This window comes from Nocardia sp. NPDC057353 (genome assembly GCF_042667085.1).
Classification (GTDB): Bacteria; Actinomycetota; Actinomycetes; order Mycobacteriales; family Mycobacteriaceae; genus Nocardia.
Genome location: NZ_JBHVAK010000010.1, coordinates 78662 through 94973, shown reverse-complemented (window position 1 = coordinate 94973; position 16312 = coordinate 78662). Strand labels below are relative to the sequence as shown.

Here is a 16312-nt window from a genome sequence, read left to right as displayed (position 1 = left end):
CGCTCAGCGTTCGATCGGCCGCCGCACCAGCGCCGAGAGCATCCGCTGCGTCTTCGTCCGCCCGCGCAGCACCGGGAACCCCGCCCGCCGCACCGCGGCCTCGAACCCCTGCTGGGTCTGCGCGGCCCTGGTCATCAGCTCCAGCGGCGTCTCGCCCTCGATCGGCTCGACCCGGATGGCGAGTTCGAGCAGGTCGGTCCCGGCGGCGGTCCAGCGCTCGACGTCGAGCTCGAGGTCGCCGAAGCGGACACCGGTCCAGCGGGTGGCGGCGATCGGGCCGACCGGCTCGAGGTGGTCGAACGCGACACCGGGGCGGGTACAGGTGACCAGGAACTGCCGCTGGGCGGAGTTCAGCAGCGAGGTCACGGCGACGCCGGAGCGGGCCACCTCGGCCAGCGAGCCGGGCGGGCGCACGCCGAGCACCGAGGCGGTGAGCGCGCGGCGCTGCCCGCACCAGTCGTCGGCGATCCGGTACTCGGTCTCGGTGTCGGTGAACGGCCGCGCCCAGCGCCCCATGAGCTGGGAGCGGCGGCACGGGCGCAGCCGGACCGTGAGGTCGTCGAGATCGCCGCTGCGCAACCGGATCACGATGCCGTTGCCGAGCAGCGCGAGCGCGCCGTCCTGGCCGTCCGCGCGCGATTCGGCGAACCAGATGCTCCGGCGCACCGCGGGGCCGCCCGCGCAGCCGAGCCGGTCCAGCGCACCGTCGACGTCCACACCGAGGTTGATCTTGATCTCGACCGGGGGGATCACCGCGCCGCCTTCCACTACCGCACTCCGGGTGCCGCCGGGCGGGCGGCACCATTGCGGCACAGCGTCACCCGGCGCACCCGCCGCGGGCACGAGTACCGCACTACTCGATCGTTCGGTGGACACCGCCCCGTGCCACCGCCGATTAGGCTTTGAGGTAGTCCACTACTCATGACCGGGGAGGCAGATCCCTCGGAAACTGGGCTTCCAATCCGAGATCGGCGAGCCGTGGCTCGCGCCTGCCTCTGGAGGTTCGTTCATGGTCGAAGCACAGCCGACGAGCGCGCGAGCGATGTCCCGCCTGTGGGGCCGGGTCGCGGAGCAGATCGACCGCAGGGTCGGCTGGTCCCGATTACCGACGCCGCTCGGCCTCGCCGTGCTGGCCGGGCTGCGCACCCGGCTCCGGGCGGAGAACCTCTACGACACCGGGGCGCACCCGGGCGGGTTCGCCGCCGAACCGGCGAACCCGAACGTGCGCACGATCGACGGCTCCTGGAACGACCGCGCCGACCCGGGCGCGGGCGCCGTCGGCTGCCGGTTCGGCCGCAACTTCCCGCCCGCGCAGTCCTTCCCGGAGAGCGAGGAGCGGCTGCTCGACCCCAACCCGCGCACCGTCAGCCGCACCCTGCTCACCAGGGACACCTTCCGCCCGGCCACCTCGCTGAACCTGCTGGCCGCGGCCTGGATCCAGTTCGAGGTGCACGACTGGCTCAGCCACGCCCCCGCCGCCGACCGCCCGCTCGAGGTGCCGCTGGACGCCGCCGACCCGTGGCCCGAGCACCCCATGACGGTGCCGCGCACCGCCGCGCTCGCCGGCGAGCCGCCGACCTACGCCACCGAGCAGTCGCACTGGTGGGACGCCTCCCAGATCTACGGCAGCACCCCGGAGTTCGCCGACTCCATCCGCAGCAAGGACCGCGGCATGCTCGCCGTCGACGAGCACGGCCTGCCCCCGGTCGACCTCGAGCAGCTGGCGCGGCGCGACGACACCGCCGCCAACTTCTGGGTCGGGCTCGCGCTGCTGCACTCGCTCTTCACCCGCGAGCACAATGCCATCTGCCTGCGGCTCTCGCGGCGTTACCCCGAGCTCACCGACCAGCAGCTCTACGACACCGCGCGGTTGGTGAACGCCGCCCTGATCGCCAAGATCCACACCGTCGACTGGACGCCCGCGCTCATCGCCCACCCGACCACGGTCGCGGCCATGCGCGCGAACTGGTTCGGAGTCCTCGGCGAGAAGAATCGAAACCGGTTCGGCCGCTTCGACAGCGAGATCCTCAGCGGCATCCCCGGCGCGCCGATCGACGACAGCGGGGTGCCGTACTCGCTCACCGAGGAGTTCGTCGCGGTCTACCGGATGCACCCGCTCATCCCGGACTCGCTCGCCCTGCGCGACCTCGCCGACGACGCGCTCCGCGCCGAACTGCCCTTCCCCGACCTCGGCGTCGCGCACGTCGGCGCCCGGCTGGCGGAGACCCCGATGGCGGACCTGCTCTACTCCTTCGGCCGCGCCAACCCCGGCGCGCTCACCCTGCACAACTACCCGAAGCACCTGCAGGAGCTGCGGCGCCTCGACCACCCACCGCTCGACCTCGCGACCGTCGACATCCTGCGCGTGCGGGAGCGCGGCGTGCCGCGCTACAACGAGTTCCGCAGGCAGCTGCGGCTCGCCCCGGCGACCTCCTTCGATGAACTCACCGACGACCCGGCGTGGGCACGGGAGCTGCGCGAGGTCTACGGCGACGTGGAGAGCGTCGACCTCATGGTCGGGCTGTACGCGGAGCCGAAGCCGGAAGGGTTCGGCTTCAGCGACACCGCCTTCCGGATCTTCGTGCTCATGGCGTCGCGGCGGCTCGCCGCCGACCGCTTCTTCACCACCGATTTCCGCCCCGAGGTCTACACCGAGGCGGGCATGGCCTGGGTGCGGGACAACGACATGCGCAGCGTGCTGCTGCGGCACTTCCCCACGCTGGCACCGGCGCTGGACGGGGTCGCCAACCCGTTCGCCCCGTGGCGCAGCACCGCGAAGCAGGAGAGGAACACCGACCGATGACCGATGTGGCCGAGCGCACCTACGTCCGCTACTCCGAGGAGCTGGAGTCACCGCGCTCGGACGAGGAGCGCGACATCGACCGGATCATCGAGGTGCTGCGCAGCAACAACGAGCGCGCCTACCGCACGCACAAGCGCGGCCTGCGCGACGCGCACGCCAAGAGCCACGGCATCCTGCGCGGCGAGCTGACCGTCCCGGCCGACCTGGCGCCGGAGCTCGCGCAGGGCATGTTCGCCGCACCGGGCAGCTACCCGGTGATCGCCCGGCTCTCCAGCACCTCCGGGGTGATCCGCAGCGACCAGCTGCGCGGGGTGCGCGGCCTCGGCATCAAGGTGCTCGGCGTGCGCGGCCCGCGCGCACTGCCCGACGACACCGCCACTACGCAGGACTTCATCATGGTGACGCACCGGGAGTTCCTCTTCGCCGACGCGCACGCCTACCGCACCATCGGCATGCCGACCGCGTGGACGCTGGCCCGGCTCCCCGACCCGCTGCTGCAGCGCGGGAGCGCGCTGCTCGCCGCGGTGGACCGCGGGGTGCTGCGCCGGATCGGGAAGCGGGTGCCCGCGAACCTGGCCGTGTTCATCGCGCCGAACACCCACATCCTCGGCGAGCCCTTCTACTCATCGGCGCCACTGCGCTGGGGCGACCACGTGGCCAAGCTGCTCTACACCCCGGTCTCCCCGGAAGCCGCTGCGCTGCAGGGGAAGACGATCGACCCGAAGGCGGGGGTGAACGCGCACCAGGAGCTGGTCGTCGACTTCTTCGCCCAGCACGGCGCCACCTACGAGCTCCGCGCCCAGCTCTGCACCGACGTGCGCTCCATGCCGATCGAGGACGCCACCGTCGCCTGGCCGGAGGAGGAGTCACCGCACCGGACGGTGGCCACCATCCGCTTCGAGCCGCAGGATCCGTACACCCCGGAGCGCCGCGCGTACGGCGACGACGTGCTTTCCTTCAACTCGTGGCGCGGGCTGGACGCGCACCGCCCGCTCGGCTCGATCAACCGGCTCAAGCAGCGGGTCTACGAGGCGTCGAGCAACTACCGACACCAGGTGAACAACGCGCCACGGGTGGAGCCCGCCGACGTCTCCGAGCTGCCGGACTGAATGGTTGCCCGCGAATAGCGGCAAGGTGAAACATGCACACCGGGTTTTCACAGCAACGAACGCATCGCGATGCAGGAGAACAGGATCTACACTCGAGCACCATGCTGGAGCGCTGGCAACTGCTCGATCGCCCCGACGAATCCGACACCGTGCGCGCGGCCCTGACGGGCGCCGATGCCGGTGGCATCGTCCTCGTCGGCAATGCGGGCGTCGGCAAGACGACCCTCGCCCGGATGGTCACCGCGGAGCTGGACGCCCCGGTTCGCTGGGCGGTGTGCACCGCGTCGTCACAGGCGATTCCGCTCGGGGCGTTCGCGCCGTGGATCGACGGCTCGGCCTCCCGCGACCCGCTGGCGCTGCTCACCGAGGCGCGCAAGAACCTGATCGCGGGCGACGACCCGGTGATCGGGGTGGACGACGCGCACCTGCTCGACCAGCTCTCCGCGACGCTGCTGCACCAGATCGCGGTGGAGCGCAGCGCCCGCATCATCGCGACCGTGCGCAACGGCGAGCCGGTGCCCGGCGCGGTGCTCTCGCTGTGGAAGGACGACTACCTGGACCGGCTGGAGCTGCAGCCGATGGCCAAGGGGCAGTGCGTCGAGCTGGTGGAGTCGGTGCTCGCCGGCACGCTGGAGGGGCTGAGCGCCGACGTCATCTGGGAGTCCTCCGGCGGCAACCCGCTGTTCCTGCGGAACATGGTCGAGGGCGCTGTCGAGGCGGGCAACCTGACCCGGGTCGAGGGCGTCTGGCAGCTGCGCGGCCCGACCGCGGTGCCCTCCGGGCTGGTGGAGCTGCTGCACGAGCGGCTACAGCGAACCGGCGCGGCGGTGGTCGACGCGCTGCAGACCCTCGCGCTCTACGAGCCGCTGGACCTCGACATCCTGACCGCGCTCGCGGACCCGGCGGCGGTGGACGCCGCCGAGCTGGCCGGGCTCATCCGGATCAGCACCGACACCCCGCCCACCGCCCGGTTCAGCCACCCGCTGCTCGGCGAGGTGGTGCGCCAGCAGATCGGCACCGCCACCGCGCGGGCCCGGTGCGGGCGGATCGTGGAGGCCCTGCGCGACCGCCCGCTCGACACCGCCGCCAGCCGCATCCGGCTGGCCAGGCTCTGCGTGGACAGCGACCGCCCGATCGACACCGACCTGCTCATCACCGCCGCCAAAGACGCTGTGGCACTGGCCAACCTGCCGCTCGGCGAGCGGCTGGCCCGCGCCGCGCACGACCGGGACGGCGGGCTGCGCGCCGCCGAAGTGCTCTCCCGCGCGCTGCTCTGGCAGGGCAGGCCGCGCGCAGCCGACGAGATCCTGGCCCGCTACGACCCCGAGCAGCTCGATCAGCTGCAGATCGTGCAGTGGGGGGTGCCGCGGGCCAGCCTGCGCTTCTGGTCGCTGGGCGACGTGGCGAGCGGCCGCCGGTTGATCGACCTCATGGGGACCAAGGCCGAGCACCCCGCGCTGCGGCTCATCGTCGACGCCGCGGGCGCGGCGATGGCGGTGCACGAGAACCGGATAGCCGACGGCATCGCCGCGGCCGAGGCGGTGCTCGAGGCCCCCGACGCCCCGCGCCAGGCCGTCGATTTCGCCGCCTTCGCCGCCGGGCTCGCCATGCCGGTGGCCGGGCGCGGTCTGGACTTCGGCCCGATCGCGGCGCGCAGCCGAGCCGAGCAGAAGGCCACCGACGGCATGATCCGGGTCATGGTCCGCTACTGCGACGTCCTCGCCCTGACCACCGTCGGCGAGCTGGACGAGGCCGAACACCGCGCCGCGGAGTACAACGAGTTCTTCTCCGCGGGCCAGTTCCTCGGCTGGGCCATCGCCAAGATCGCGGTCGGCGTCGTCGCCACCGCGCGGGGCCGCTTCCGCGCGGCCGTCACCGCCTTCGAGCAGGCACTGGCCGCGCTCAATGCCGAGACCTCGCTGCCATGGCAGCTCCCGGCCCGGCTACTGCTGGTCCGCGCCTACGCCGCGCTCGGCGACACCGACAAGGTGGAGAAGACGCTGCGCGACGCCGACCAGCACGCCGGGGCGCACCTGGCCCTGCACGAGCCGCAGCGCATGCTCGCCCGCGCCTGGGCCGCCGCCCCGCAGAACAACGCCACCGCCGCCGAGCTCGCCCGCAGGGCCGCCCGCGTCGCCCGCAACGCCGGGCAGTTCGCCCTGGAGGCCGAGGCGCTGCACCACGCCGCCCGCTTCGGCGACGGCTCCGGCGCACCCCGGCTCGCCGAGCTCGCGCCAAGGGTGCAGGGCGAGGTGGTCGCGCTCTACGCCCGCCACGCCGACGCCGTCGCGAACAGCGACGCCGCCGCACTCGAGGCCGTGAGCACCGACTTCGAGGCGGCGGGGCTGTTGCTCTCGGCCGCCGACGCCGCCGCCCAGGCGATGCCGTTCCACGACCGGGCCGGGCGCCGCGGCCCCAGCGCCCGCTGCACCGCCCGCGCCACCGAGCTCTCCTCCCGCTGCGACGGCGCGACCACCCCCGCGATCACCGCGGCCAGCCGCCCGCTGCCGATCACCCCGCGCGAGCGCGAGATCGCCGCCCACATCGCCAAGGGGCTCTCCAACAAGGAGATTGCCGAGCGGCTGGTGGTCTCGGTGCGCACCGTCGAGGGCCACATCTACCGGGCATCGATCAAGCTCGACGTGGACGACCGGGAGAAGCTGGCCGACGTGGTCTGGCCGGGGGTGCGCGGCTAGCGCCGCACGGACAGCCCGTCCGGGCCGAGCTCGACGACCGTGTCGATCCCGAGCGCCCGCAGGAACTCGTCGTCGTGGCTGACCACCAGCACCGCGCCGCGGTAATCCGCCAGCGCCGCCACCAGCTGCTCGACGCTGGCGATGTCGAGGTTGTTGGTCGGCTCGTCGAGGACGAGGAGCTGGGCGGGCGGGTCGGCGAGGAGCAGCCGGGCCAGCGCGACCCGGAAGCGCTCGCCGCCGGAGAGCGTGCCCACCGGGCGGTCGACGCTGTCCCCGCGCAGCAGCAGCCGGGCCAGCCGGTTGCGGACCGTGGCCGCCGTGGCGCCGGTGGCGACCGCCTGCACGGTGGCGAGCGCGCTCGCCGTGTCGTCGAGGCCGTCCAGCCGCTGTGGGAGGTACCCGACCCGGTCGGTGTGCAGCACGCCGTGCACGGAACCCGGCGCGGCGGAGCGGATTCCGAGCAGCTGCTCGAGCAGGGTGGTCTTCCCGGTGCCGTTCCGGCCGACCAGCGCGACCCGCTCCGGGCCCTGCAGCACGACGGTGGTGGCGCCGTCCCGCAGCTCGGCGATGCGCCGCCCGGCGGGGACGTCGGGGTCGGGCAGGTCGAGGTGGATGTGCTCGTCCCGGCGGACCAGCGCCGAGGCCGCGTCCAGCGCCTGCTCGGCGGCGCGCACCTTGGCGTCCGCGGTGCCGCGCAGCGCGCCCGCCGCGTTCTGCGCCTTGCTCGCCCGGTTCCCGGCGAGGATGCGCGGGATGCCGCCGCCCCGCTGGGTGGCCCGCCCGGTGCGCTCGCGGCGGGCGATCTTGGTCTCCGCCTCGATCCGCTGCCGCTTCTCCACCTCCAGCACCTGCGCCGCGCTGCGGGCGGCCTGCGCCGCGGCGGCCTGCCGCTGTTCGACGTGCTGCCGCCACGCGCTGTACGGCCCGCCGAAGACGTCGAGGCTGCCGTCGTGCAGCTCGGCGGTGTACTCCATCCGCTCCAGCAGCTCGCGGTCGTGGCTCACCACCACCAGGGTCCCCGGCCAGCCCGCGACCAGCCGGGCCAGCTCGGCGCGGGTCTCGCGGTCCAGGTTGTTGGTCGGCTCGTCGAGCAGGGTGACCGGCGTGCGGCGCAGCCGGAGCCCGGTGACCGCGACCAGCACCGCCTCGCCGCCGGAGAGCGTGCCGACGGTGCGGTCCAGCCCGGCCGCGCCGAGCCCGATCTCGTGCAGCGCCTGCGCGGCGCGTGCCTCCAGATCCCAGTCGTCGCCGACCGCCTCGAAGTGCCGCTCGGCGGCGTCGCCGGACTCGATGGCGCGCAGCGCGGCCAGCGTCTCCGCGATGCCGAGCAGGTCGGCGACGGTCGCGCCGGTGCCGAGTGTCAGGGTCTGCGGCAGGTAGCCGACCGGCCCGGCCGCCTCGACCCGCCCCGCGGTGGGCGTCAGCACCCCGGCGATCAGCCGCAGCAGGGTGGATTTGCCCGCGCCGTTGCGCCCGACCAGGCCGGTGCGCCCGGCCGGGATGGCGGCGGTCAGCGGGCGCAGCGCCACGGCGCCGTCCGGCCAGTCGAAGGCCAGGTCACGCAGGGTAATTCCGGAAGTGGACATGGGGGTGCTCCTCGCGCCCGGAGACGGGCAGTCGAATTCGGGAAGGATTCGATGGCTCGAAAAGCAGCGCGGAAACGGACCACCCGGATCAGGGGTGGTCGGCGAGGTGCCGTACAGGCCGGATCCGCCGCCTGCCACGAGCAGGCGGCCCGAGTCTGTCGACCTCGATGAGCACGGGGAAAGCCTAGCACCGAGGCCGAGCTGCCCGGCTCAGCGCCAGGAGTTCGCGGGCCCCGCGCTCGCGTCCTGGGACGACATGTCGGCCCCGAGCCCTTTGTCCACCGCCGCCGTGCGGATGGCGTCCACGACGATGAGCAGCGCGGCCCGCCGCGCGGTGTTGGTGCGGTAGGCGAGGGAGACCGTGCGGGTGAAGACGTCGGCCAGCGCGACGATGTCCACCCCGGCCGGGCGCAGCGCCAGCCCGAGGTCGGAGACGAGGGTGACGCCGAGCCCGGCCGCGACCATGGCCATGGCGGTCGCCTGCTCCTCCACCTCGTGGTCGATCCGCGGCTCCACCCCGGCGGACTGGAAGGCGAGCCGCACCGCGTACCCGAAGTGCGAGCGGGCGGGCGCCAGGATCCACGGGTGCTCGGCCAGCTCGGCCAGGGTGACGGTGGCCACCGGGAGCATGCCCGCCGGCACGCAGCCGTAGAGCCGCTCGACCGCGATCACCGCGCGCTCCAGCCCGCGGTCCCAGGTGACCGGGGAGTTCGAGTAGTCGAGCACGAAGGAGAGGTCGAGCGCGCCGTCGCGCACCGCCGCCGCCGTGGCCTCCGGCGGCAGCTCCCTGGTCCGCACCAGGATGCCGGGGTGCGTGCGGGCCAGCGTCTCCAGGGCGTCCGGGAGCAGCCCGGAGGCCACCGAGGCCCAGACGCCCGCGGTCAACTTCGCCGTCACCGACTCGCCCGCGTCCTCCAGCGCCTGGGTGGCGCGCTCCACCGAGGCCAGGATCTCCTCCGCGTGCTCGGCGAGCAGCAGCCCGAGGTCGGTCAGCTGCACCCGCCGCCCGCGGCGCTCCAGCAGCCGCGCCCCCACGTCCCGCTCCAGCTGCGCGAGCTGCTGCGACACCGCCGAGGCGGTGTAGTGCAGCGCGCTCGCGGCCGCGGTGATCGTGCCGCGCCGATGCAGTTCGCGCAGCATGCGCAGCCGCGCCAACGACAGGTCCATGAACCGAGCCTAGGTCTTGTGCAGGAACCGTGAACACTGCCGTGAACGAACCGTAAATAGACGCGCGGCCCGGATCGGCCGCACGCTGGAGGGACCGGGCACGCGCCATCGACAGCGACGACGACGTCCGGGCGGGGTAGAACGACAGGCTGGGAGTTCCCCGTGGCGACCGAGTTGAAACGCGCGATGAGGAGGTGGTCCTCGTGACCACGATGCAGAACCCCGCCGGGGGCACCCCGGACCTGACCGCGACCGCCACCGCGGCGCCCGCCCTGCCGATCGCCCCCGCGGCGCTGCGCCCCCAGCCCTACATGCGGCTGCACTGGACCGATTCGGTCACCGGCGCCGTCGGCTACCTCGTCGTGCACACGCTGCGCGCGGGCCTCGCCACCGGCGGCACCCGCATGCGCGCGGGCTGCACCCTGACCGAGGTCGAGGACCTGGCCCGCGGCATGGCGAACAAGACCGCCACCTTCGACCTGCCGATCGGCGGCGCCAAGGGCGGCATCGACTTCGACCCCAAGGACCCGCGCGCGCTCGGCGTGCTGGAGCGGTTCTGCGAGGCCATGCGGCCGTGGATCGACGCGCACTGGGTGACCGCCGAGGACCTCGGCGTGCCGCAGCACCTGATCGACGAGGTCTTCGAGAAGCTCGGGCTGGGCCAGAGCTACCACGCCGCGATCCGCCGCGCCGCCGACCCGGCCGCCACCCTGGAGCGGGTCCGCGCCGGGCTGAACGCCGCGGTCGACGGCGGCTTCCTGCTCGGCGACGTGATCGGCGGCTACGGCGTCGCGCACGCCTGTCTCGCCGCGGCCGTCTCCTGGGGCCGCTCCCCCGCCGACACCACCGTCGCCATCCAGGGCATCGGCACCATGGGCGGCGCCGCCGCGCACTACCTGCACGAGGCGGGCATGCGGGTCACCACCCTCGCCGACGCCGCGGGCACCCTGCACCGCGCCGACGGCCTCGACGTCCCCGCGCTGCTCGCGCTGCGCGACGGCTACGGCGAGATCGACCGCTCCCGGCTGCCCGCGGACGTCGAGCAGCTGCCGCGCGCCGCGGTGCTCGCCGCCGAGGTGGACATCCTGGTGCCCGCCGCCATCTCCTACGCCATCACCCCGGACAACTCCTACGACGTGCGGGCGAAGGTCGTCGTCGAGGCCGCCAACGCCGCCACCACCCCGGAGGCCGAGGCCATGCTCGCCGCCCGCGGCATCCCGGTCCTCCCGGACTTCGTCGCCAACGCGGGCGCGGTCGCCTGGGCCTGGTGGCTGCTGCTCGGCCTGGTCGACGCCGACCCGGAGAACTCCTTCGACCGGCTGCGCACGATCATGCACAGCAAGGTCGCGCTGCTGCTCGCCGCCTGGACCGACCAGGGCGTCACGCCGCGCGACACCGGGCACCGCTGGGCCGACGAGCCCGGCCCGGCGGTCACCGCCGTCGTCATCCCCTGACCGCCCGCCCCCGCGGTGCGGTACCGCTACCGCACCGCGGGGGTCGGCTCCGGAGGCGTCGCCCATCCCGCCGGGCACGGCGCCGAGGCTCGAACTCCGCCCGGCGGGCTTCGGTGCCGGGCGACTACCGCGCGTACCGGCGCAACTCGTTCTTCGCGATGGTCCGCACGTGCACCTCGTCCGGCCCGTCGAAGATCCGCATGGCCCGGTGCCACCCGTACATGGCGGCCAGCGGCACATCGTCGCTGACCCCGGCCCCGCCGTGCACCTGGATGGCCCGGTCGATCACCTCGAGCGCCACCCGCGGCACCGCCACCTTGGCCGCCGACACGTACGGCGCCGCCGCCTTGTTCCCCTGCTCGTCGATGACCTTCGACGCCAGCTGGCACAGCAGCCGCGCCTGGTCGACGGCGATCCTGGACTCGGCGATCTGCTGCTGCACCACCCCCTGGCTCGCCAGCGGCGCGCCGAACGCGACCCGGTCCTGCGCCCGGTGCACCAGCAGCGCCAGCGCCCGCTCGGTGGCGCCGAGCGCGCGCATGCAGTGGTGGATGCGCCCCGGGCCGAGCCGCGCCTGGGCCAGCGCGAACCCGGACCCCTCCTCGCCGAGCAGGTTCTGCACCGGCACCCGGACGTCGGTGTACTCGACCTCGACGTGGCCGTGCTGGTCGTGCCGCCCGAAGACCGGAACGTCGCGCACCACCCGCACGCCGGGGGTGTCGATCGGCACCAGGATCATGGACTGCTGCCGGTGCGTGGCGGCGTCGGGGTCGGTCTTGCCCATGACGATCAGCAGTGCGCAGCGCGGGTCGGCGGCGCCACTGGTCCACCACTTGCGGCCGTTGATGACGTAGCTGTCGCCGTCGCGCTCGATGCTGGTCTCGATATTGGTGGCGTCCGAGCTGGCGACCGCGATCTCGGTCATGGAGAAGGCCGAGCGGATGGTGCCGTCCAGCAGCGGCTCCAGCCAGCGCTGTTTCTGCTCGGCGGTGCCGAAGAGGTGCAGCAGCTCCATGTTGCCGGTGTCGGGAGCCTGGCTGTTGATCGCCTCCGGCGCGAGATGCAGGCTCCAGCCGGTGATCTCGGCGAGCCCGGCGTAGTCGAGCTGGGAGATGCCGGACTCGGCGGGCAGGAACAGATTCCACAGGCCGCGGGCGCGGGCCTCCTTCTTCAGCTCCTCGACGCACGGCGGGACGGCGTGGTCGTCGGCGCCCGCGCGGAACTCCTCGTAGGCGTGCTCGGCGGGGAAGACCCGCTCGTGCATGAAATCGATGAGCGCGGCGCGCAGTTCGAGCGCGCGGGCGGAGGGGCGCAGGTCGAGCGCAGCGGCGTCGACGCGGGGGGCGAGCATGGCCGGGGTCGGCAGGGTCATGGGATTTCCTCGGGTTCAGCGGAACAGGGACGAGCGGGCGGCGCGCTCCAGCGCCCGGTTCAGCAGCGGGCCGACCATGGCGCCGACGGTGTCGAAATCCGCGCCCTCGGTGAGCCCCTGCGTGTGCCTGGCGTGGATGCCCTCCAGGATCACCGCGATCTTGAAGTCGGCGAAGACCAGGTACCAGTCCATCTCGGCGACATCGATGCCGCGCGCCGCCGCGTAGGCGGCCACCAGCTCGTCGCGGGTCGGGAAGCCGGGCAGCGCGGTGGCGCCCGCGGTGATCGGGTTGTGGAACTCGCCGTTCTGGTCCCAGAACGAGCAGAGGATGCCGAGGTCGGTGAGGGTGTCGCCGAGCGTGCCCAGCTCCCAGTCCAGCACGCCGACGATCCGGGTCGGGTCGGCGGCGTCCACCATCAGGTTGTCGATCTTGAAGTCGCCGTGCACGATCCCGGGGAAGCGGTTCGGCGGCACCGCCGCCCGCAGCCGGGCGTGCAGCTCGTCGACCTCCGGGCGCGGCGCCGTCCGCGACGACTCCCACTGCGCCAGCCAGCGCCGCAGCTGCCGCTCCAGGTAGCCGTCCGGGCGGCCCCAGCCGTCCAGCCCGACCGCGGCCGGGTCGACCTCGTGCAGCGCGACCAGCACCCCGATCAGGTTCGCGGACAGCGTCTTCCGCTGCTCGGGGGTGAGCCTGCCGGTGTCGGCGGCGGTGCGCAGGGTGACCCCGTCCAGCTTGTCCATGACGTAGAAGGGCGCGCCGAGCACCGCGGTGTCGGTGCACAGCCCGACCGTGCGCGGCACCGGGACGGCGCTGCCCGCGAGCGCGGCGAGCGCGCGGTACTCGCGGCCCATGTCGTGCGCGGTCGGCAGGACGTGGCCGAGCGGCGGGCGGCGCAGGATCCAGCGGCGGGCGCCGTCGGTGAGCTCGTAGGTCGGGTTGGAGCGGCCGCCCGCGATCAGCCGCGCCTCCAGGTCGGGGCCGACCCGGCCGGTCTCGGCCGCGGCCAGCCAGGCGCGCACCCGCGCGGTGTCCAGGGCGGTGTCGGTGGTCGCGGTCATGCGCTCGGCCTTTCGGAGGTCGGCAGGATGGCGGCGCCGACCGTGCCGAGCGCCAGGACCGAGTAGCGGTCGGCGAGCTCGTCCGGGCCGAGGTCGCCGCCGGGGCGGTACCAGGCGGCGATGGTGTAGCCCATGTTGATCACGGCGCGCGCCGCCTCGCGCGGGTACGGGGTGGCGAAGGCGCCCTCGGCGACGCCGCGGTCGATGACGTCGCGGAAGAGCTGTTCCTGCTGGTCGCGCAGGGTCACCACGAGCCGGTGGCCCGCGGCGTCCAGGCTGCGGATCTCCGACGCCCCGATCAGCGCCTCCGGCCTGCGGCCGGTGTGGAAGAGCACCCAGGTGCGCATGAGCGCCGCCAGCTGCCGCTCCGGGGTGCCGCCCGCGCGCAGCACGGCCGCCCTGGTCAGCGCGATCACGTCGGTGAGCACCCGCTCCATGATCTCCTGCAGGATGAGCTGCTTGGACGGCCAGTGGTGGTAGATGGAGGCGGGGGTGATGCCGGCGTCGCGGGCGATGTCGCGCATCGAGGTGCCGTGGTAGCCGAGGCGCTGGAAGTTGTCGATCGCCGCGTCCAGGATGATCTCCCGGCCGCCGCCCTCAGGCATCGCGCAGCTCCCGGCGCAGCAGCTTGCCGCTGGCGTTCTTCGGCAGCTCGGCCAGCAGCACCACCGAGCGCGGGTACTTGTAGGCGGCCATCCGCTCCCGGCAGAAGCCGATGAGCTCGTCGGCGGTCGCGCTCGCGCCGGGGACCAGGGAGACGAAGGCGCGCACGGTCTCGCCGCGGTACTCGTCCGGCACGCCGACCACGGCGGCCTCGCGCACCGCGGGGTGCTGGTAGAGCACGTCCTCGACGTCGCGCGGCACCACCTTGAAACCGCCCGCGTTGATCAGGTCCTTGATCCGGTCGACCACGAAGAGCCAGCCCTCCGGGGTGACCTTGCCCAGGTCGCCGGTGTGCAGCCAGCCGTCCCGGACGGCGCGCGCCGACTCCTCCGGCAGCTGCCAGTACCCGGGCACCACCATCGGCCCTGCCACCACGATCTCCCCCACCTGGCCCGGCCCCAGGTCGCGGCCGTCGCCGAGGTCGACGATCCGCACCCGCGCGCCGGGTACCGGAACCCCGACCGCGAGCGCGCCGGACTCCGGGTCGGTGGGCGGCTCGGCGTCGATCGGGCCGAGGTGCGTCGGCGAGGTGGTCTCGGTCATGCCGTAGGCGCCGCGCAGCGTCCAGCCGGTCGCGGCGTGCACCCGCTCGACCAGCGCCCGGCTCACCGGCGCGCCGCCGGAGGGGGTCTTGGTCAGCGAGGAGACGTCGTACCCGGCCAGCGCCGGGTGGTTGCTCAGCGCGATGAAGGCGGTGCTGGCGCCGATCATGAAGGTGCCGCGCCTGCGGTCGATCGCGCGCAGCGTCTGCTCGGCGTCGAAGCGGTGCATGAGCACCAGCGGGGCGCCGCTGATCAGGTGCGCGCCGAATCCGGCCACCAGCCCGGTGATGTGGAAGACCGGGGCCAGCCCGATCAGCACGTCCCGCTCCGGGCGCAGGTCCCACCAGCGGGTGTAGACGGTGGAGCTGTGCACCATGGCGCTGTGCAGGTTCATCGCGCCCTTGGCCCGGCCGGTGGTGCCCGAGGTGTAGGTGAGCACGGCGATGTCGTTGCCCTCCGGCGCCACGACTTCCGGCGTGCGGCCGCCGTCCTCGCGCAGCGCCGCCTTCCAGCTCACCGCGTCCTCGAACGACCGTTCGGCCGGGACGTGGGCGGCGAGCGCGGGCGGCAGCGTGGCGTCCGGGGTCAGGTCGAGCGGGTGGGTGGTGATCACGGTGCGCAGCTCGGTCCCCGCGCGGACCTCGGCCACCACCGGCTCGTACAGGCTGTCCAGGCAGATCAGCGCGCGGGCGCCGGAGTCGGTGAGGATGTGCGCGAGCTCCGTGGCCCGCAGCATGGGGTTCACCGCGACCGGCACCGCGCCCAGTCGCCACGCGGCCAGCAGCGCGACCAGCCACTGCGGGTCGTTCTGCAGGTAGATGGCGAGGCGCTCGCCCGCTCGCAGGCCGCGACCGTGCAGCGCGGCGGCGAGCGCGGCCGCGGCGGCGTCGAGCTCGGCGAAGGTCAGGGTGGCGTCGAAGTAGTGCAGCGCGGGGGCGTCCGGGCGGTCACGCACGTGCTGCTGCCACGCCTCGAGCATGGTGGCGACCGGAGGGGTCAGCTCCGGCGCGATCCGGCCGGGGTAGTACGCGGCCCACGGGAGCACGGGAACGTTCACCGGGTGCACCTCTTCCTGTCGGCGGAACACCCACACTCGCAACCGAACGATCGTTTGTCAATGATCGGTGTAGTGCGGGTTCTCCGCGGTCAGGAAGAAACGCTCGTTAGGCGGATTCCACGATGGCGAGCGCTAACGTCTCGTACCTGGTGGCGAGCTGCTCGGCGGTCATCGGGCCGTCGGCGCGCCACCACATGCAGATGGACTGGCCCATGCTGATGATGCCGCGGGTGGCGTCGAGCGGGTGGTCGGTGCCGAAGACGCCCTCCTCGACGCCGCGCGCGACCACGTCGCGGAAGAGCGCCTCCTGCTCGTCGCGCAGCGCGATCACCAGCTCCCGGCCGGGCGGCTCCAGGCTGCGCAGCTCGGTCGCGGCGACGACGGCGTCCAGCTGGTGGGTGGTATGGAAGATCACCCAGGCCCGCATCACCGCCCGCAGCTGCCCGCCGGGCGAGCCGTCGGACCTGACCACCGCGGTCCTGGTGAGCGAGAGCGCCGCCTGCAGCGCGCGCACCATGATGCTCTGCAGGATCTCCTGCTTGGACTTGAAGTGGTGGTAGATCGAGGCGACCGTGATCTCGGCGCCCGCGGCGATGTCCCGCATCGAGGTGCCGTGGTAACCGCACTGGTTGAACAGGCGGATCGCGGAATCCAGGATGGCATCCCGCCCGTTCGAGCCCCGTGGCACCGCTGCGCCATCGGCCACGCGCATCGCGCCTCCCGTTCGACCTCGTCGTGACCGCCACAGCGTAGTCGGTCCCCGGGTTCGCGCGTGTCCCCGGAACGACCGATCGGCCCGGTGGA

The 16312-nt window shown here is 73.6% G+C and carries 12 protein-coding genes; 4 read left to right on the top strand and 8 right to left on the bottom strand.

Annotated elements, in window-relative coordinates:
* Positions 1-3: 3 nt before the first annotated feature.
* Positions 4-753: a hypothetical protein gene (locus ACFUUZ_RS07560; RefSeq protein WP_378693580.1), complete on the bottom strand. Its 750-nt coding sequence runs from the start codon at positions 751-753 to the stop codon at positions 4-6.
* A gap of 256 nt (positions 754-1009) precedes the next feature.
* Between ACFUUZ_RS07560 and ACFUUZ_RS07555 the strand changes: the two genes are divergently transcribed.
* From ACFUUZ_RS07555 to ACFUUZ_RS07545, 3 genes are all read left to right on the top strand, one after another.
* Complete coding sequence (locus ACFUUZ_RS07555; protein WP_378693578.1) at positions 1010-2803, top strand: peroxidase family protein; 1794 nt, start codon at positions 1010-1012, stop codon at positions 2801-2803.
* Positions 2800-3912 carry a catalase family protein gene (locus ACFUUZ_RS07550; RefSeq protein ID WP_378693576.1) on the top strand — a complete coding sequence of 371 codons (1113 nt, stop codon included), beginning with the start codon at positions 2800-2802 and terminating at the stop codon, positions 3910-3912. The genes ACFUUZ_RS07555 and ACFUUZ_RS07550 overlap by 4 nt, the downstream gene beginning before the upstream one ends.
* Positions 3913-4013: 101 nt before the next feature.
* Positions 4014-6608 (top strand): LuxR C-terminal-related transcriptional regulator, encoded by a 2595-nt coding sequence (locus ACFUUZ_RS07545; RefSeq protein WP_378693574.1) that lies wholly within the window; start codon positions 4014-4016, stop codon positions 6606-6608.
* Here the strand turns inward: ACFUUZ_RS07545 and ACFUUZ_RS07540 are convergent.
* Together ACFUUZ_RS07540 and ACFUUZ_RS07535 are read right to left on the bottom strand one after the other, a co-directional pair.
* Positions 6605-8194 carry an ABC-F family ATP-binding cassette domain-containing protein gene (locus ACFUUZ_RS07540; RefSeq protein ID WP_378693572.1) on the bottom strand — a complete coding sequence of 530 codons (1590 nt, stop codon included), beginning with the start codon at positions 8192-8194 and terminating at the stop codon, positions 6605-6607. The genes ACFUUZ_RS07545 and ACFUUZ_RS07540 overlap by 4 nt on opposite strands.
* A gap of 210 nt (positions 8195-8404) precedes the next feature.
* Positions 8405-9361, bottom strand: a complete 957-nt coding sequence (locus ACFUUZ_RS07535) for a LysR substrate-binding domain-containing protein (RefSeq protein WP_378693570.1) — start codon at positions 9359-9361, stop codon at positions 8405-8407.
* 212 nt (positions 9362-9573) lie between these two features.
* Between ACFUUZ_RS07535 and ACFUUZ_RS07530 the strand changes: the two genes are divergently transcribed.
* Positions 9574-10815 (top strand): Glu/Leu/Phe/Val dehydrogenase dimerization domain-containing protein, encoded by a 1242-nt coding sequence (locus ACFUUZ_RS07530; RefSeq protein ID WP_378693675.1) that lies wholly within the window; start codon positions 9574-9576, stop codon positions 10813-10815.
* Between the two features lie 124 nt (positions 10816-10939).
* On the opposite strand, the gene ACFUUZ_RS07525 is transcribed toward ACFUUZ_RS07530, so the two are convergent.
* From ACFUUZ_RS07525 to ACFUUZ_RS07505, 5 genes are all read right to left on the bottom strand, one after another.
* On the bottom strand, positions 10940-12187 hold the full coding sequence (locus tag ACFUUZ_RS07525) for an acyl-CoA dehydrogenase family protein (RefSeq protein WP_378693568.1): 1248 nt from the start codon (positions 12185-12187) through the stop codon (positions 10940-10942).
* Positions 12188-12202: 15 nt separating this feature from the next.
* Positions 12203-13246 carry a phosphotransferase family protein gene (locus ACFUUZ_RS07520; RefSeq protein ID WP_378693566.1) on the bottom strand — a complete coding sequence of 348 codons (1044 nt, stop codon included), beginning with the start codon at positions 13244-13246 and terminating at the stop codon, positions 12203-12205.
* A complete protein-coding gene (locus ACFUUZ_RS07515; protein ID WP_378693564.1) occupies positions 13243-13851 on the bottom strand; it encodes a TetR/AcrR family transcriptional regulator in 609 nt (202 codons plus the stop codon). The genes ACFUUZ_RS07520 and ACFUUZ_RS07515 overlap by 4 nt, the downstream gene beginning before the upstream one ends.
* A complete protein-coding gene (locus ACFUUZ_RS07510) occupies positions 13844-15508 on the bottom strand; it encodes an AMP-binding protein (RefSeq protein ID WP_378693562.1) in 1665 nt (554 codons plus the stop codon). The genes ACFUUZ_RS07515 and ACFUUZ_RS07510 overlap by 8 nt, the downstream gene beginning before the upstream one ends.
* A gap of 106 nt (positions 15509-15614) precedes the next feature.
* Positions 15615-16220, bottom strand: a complete 606-nt coding sequence (locus ACFUUZ_RS07505) for a TetR/AcrR family transcriptional regulator (RefSeq protein WP_378693560.1) — start codon at positions 16218-16220, stop codon at positions 15615-15617.
* Between the last annotated feature and the right edge of the window lie 92 nt (positions 16221-16312).

Excerpts from the sequence above, each read along its gene's own strand:
- ACFUUZ_RS07555 (WP_378693578.1), top strand. The coding sequence starts at position 1,010 with ATGGTCGAAGCACAGCCGACGAGCGCGCGAGCGATGTCCCGCCTGTGG.
- ACFUUZ_RS07550 (WP_378693576.1), top strand. The coding sequence starts at position 2,800 with ATGACCGATGTGGCCGAGCGCACCTACGTCCGCTACTCCGAGGAGCTG.
- ACFUUZ_RS07545 (WP_378693574.1), top strand. The coding sequence starts at position 4,014 with ATGCTGGAGCGCTGGCAACTGCTCGATCGCCCCGACGAATCCGACACC.
- ACFUUZ_RS07540 (WP_378693572.1), bottom strand. The coding sequence starts at position 8,194 with ATGTCCACTTCCGGAATTACCCTGCGTGACCTGGCCTTCGACTGGCCG.
- ACFUUZ_RS07535 (WP_378693570.1), bottom strand. The coding sequence starts at position 9,361 with ATGGACCTGTCGTTGGCGCGGCTGCGCATGCTGCGCGAACTGCATCGG.
- ACFUUZ_RS07530 (WP_378693675.1), top strand. The coding sequence starts at position 9,574 with ATGCAGAACCCCGCCGGGGGCACCCCGGACCTGACCGCGACCGCCACC.
- ACFUUZ_RS07525 (WP_378693568.1), bottom strand. The coding sequence starts at position 12,187 with ATGACCCTGCCGACCCCGGCCATGCTCGCCCCCCGCGTCGACGCCGCT.
- ACFUUZ_RS07520 (WP_378693566.1), bottom strand. The coding sequence starts at position 13,246 with ATGACCGCGACCACCGACACCGCCCTGGACACCGCGCGGGTGCGCGCC.
- ACFUUZ_RS07515 (WP_378693564.1), bottom strand. The coding sequence starts at position 13,851 with ATGCCTGAGGGCGGCGGCCGGGAGATCATCCTGGACGCGGCGATCGAC.
- ACFUUZ_RS07505 (WP_378693560.1), bottom strand. The coding sequence starts at position 16,220 with ATGCGCGTGGCCGATGGCGCAGCGGTGCCACGGGGCTCGAACGGGCGG.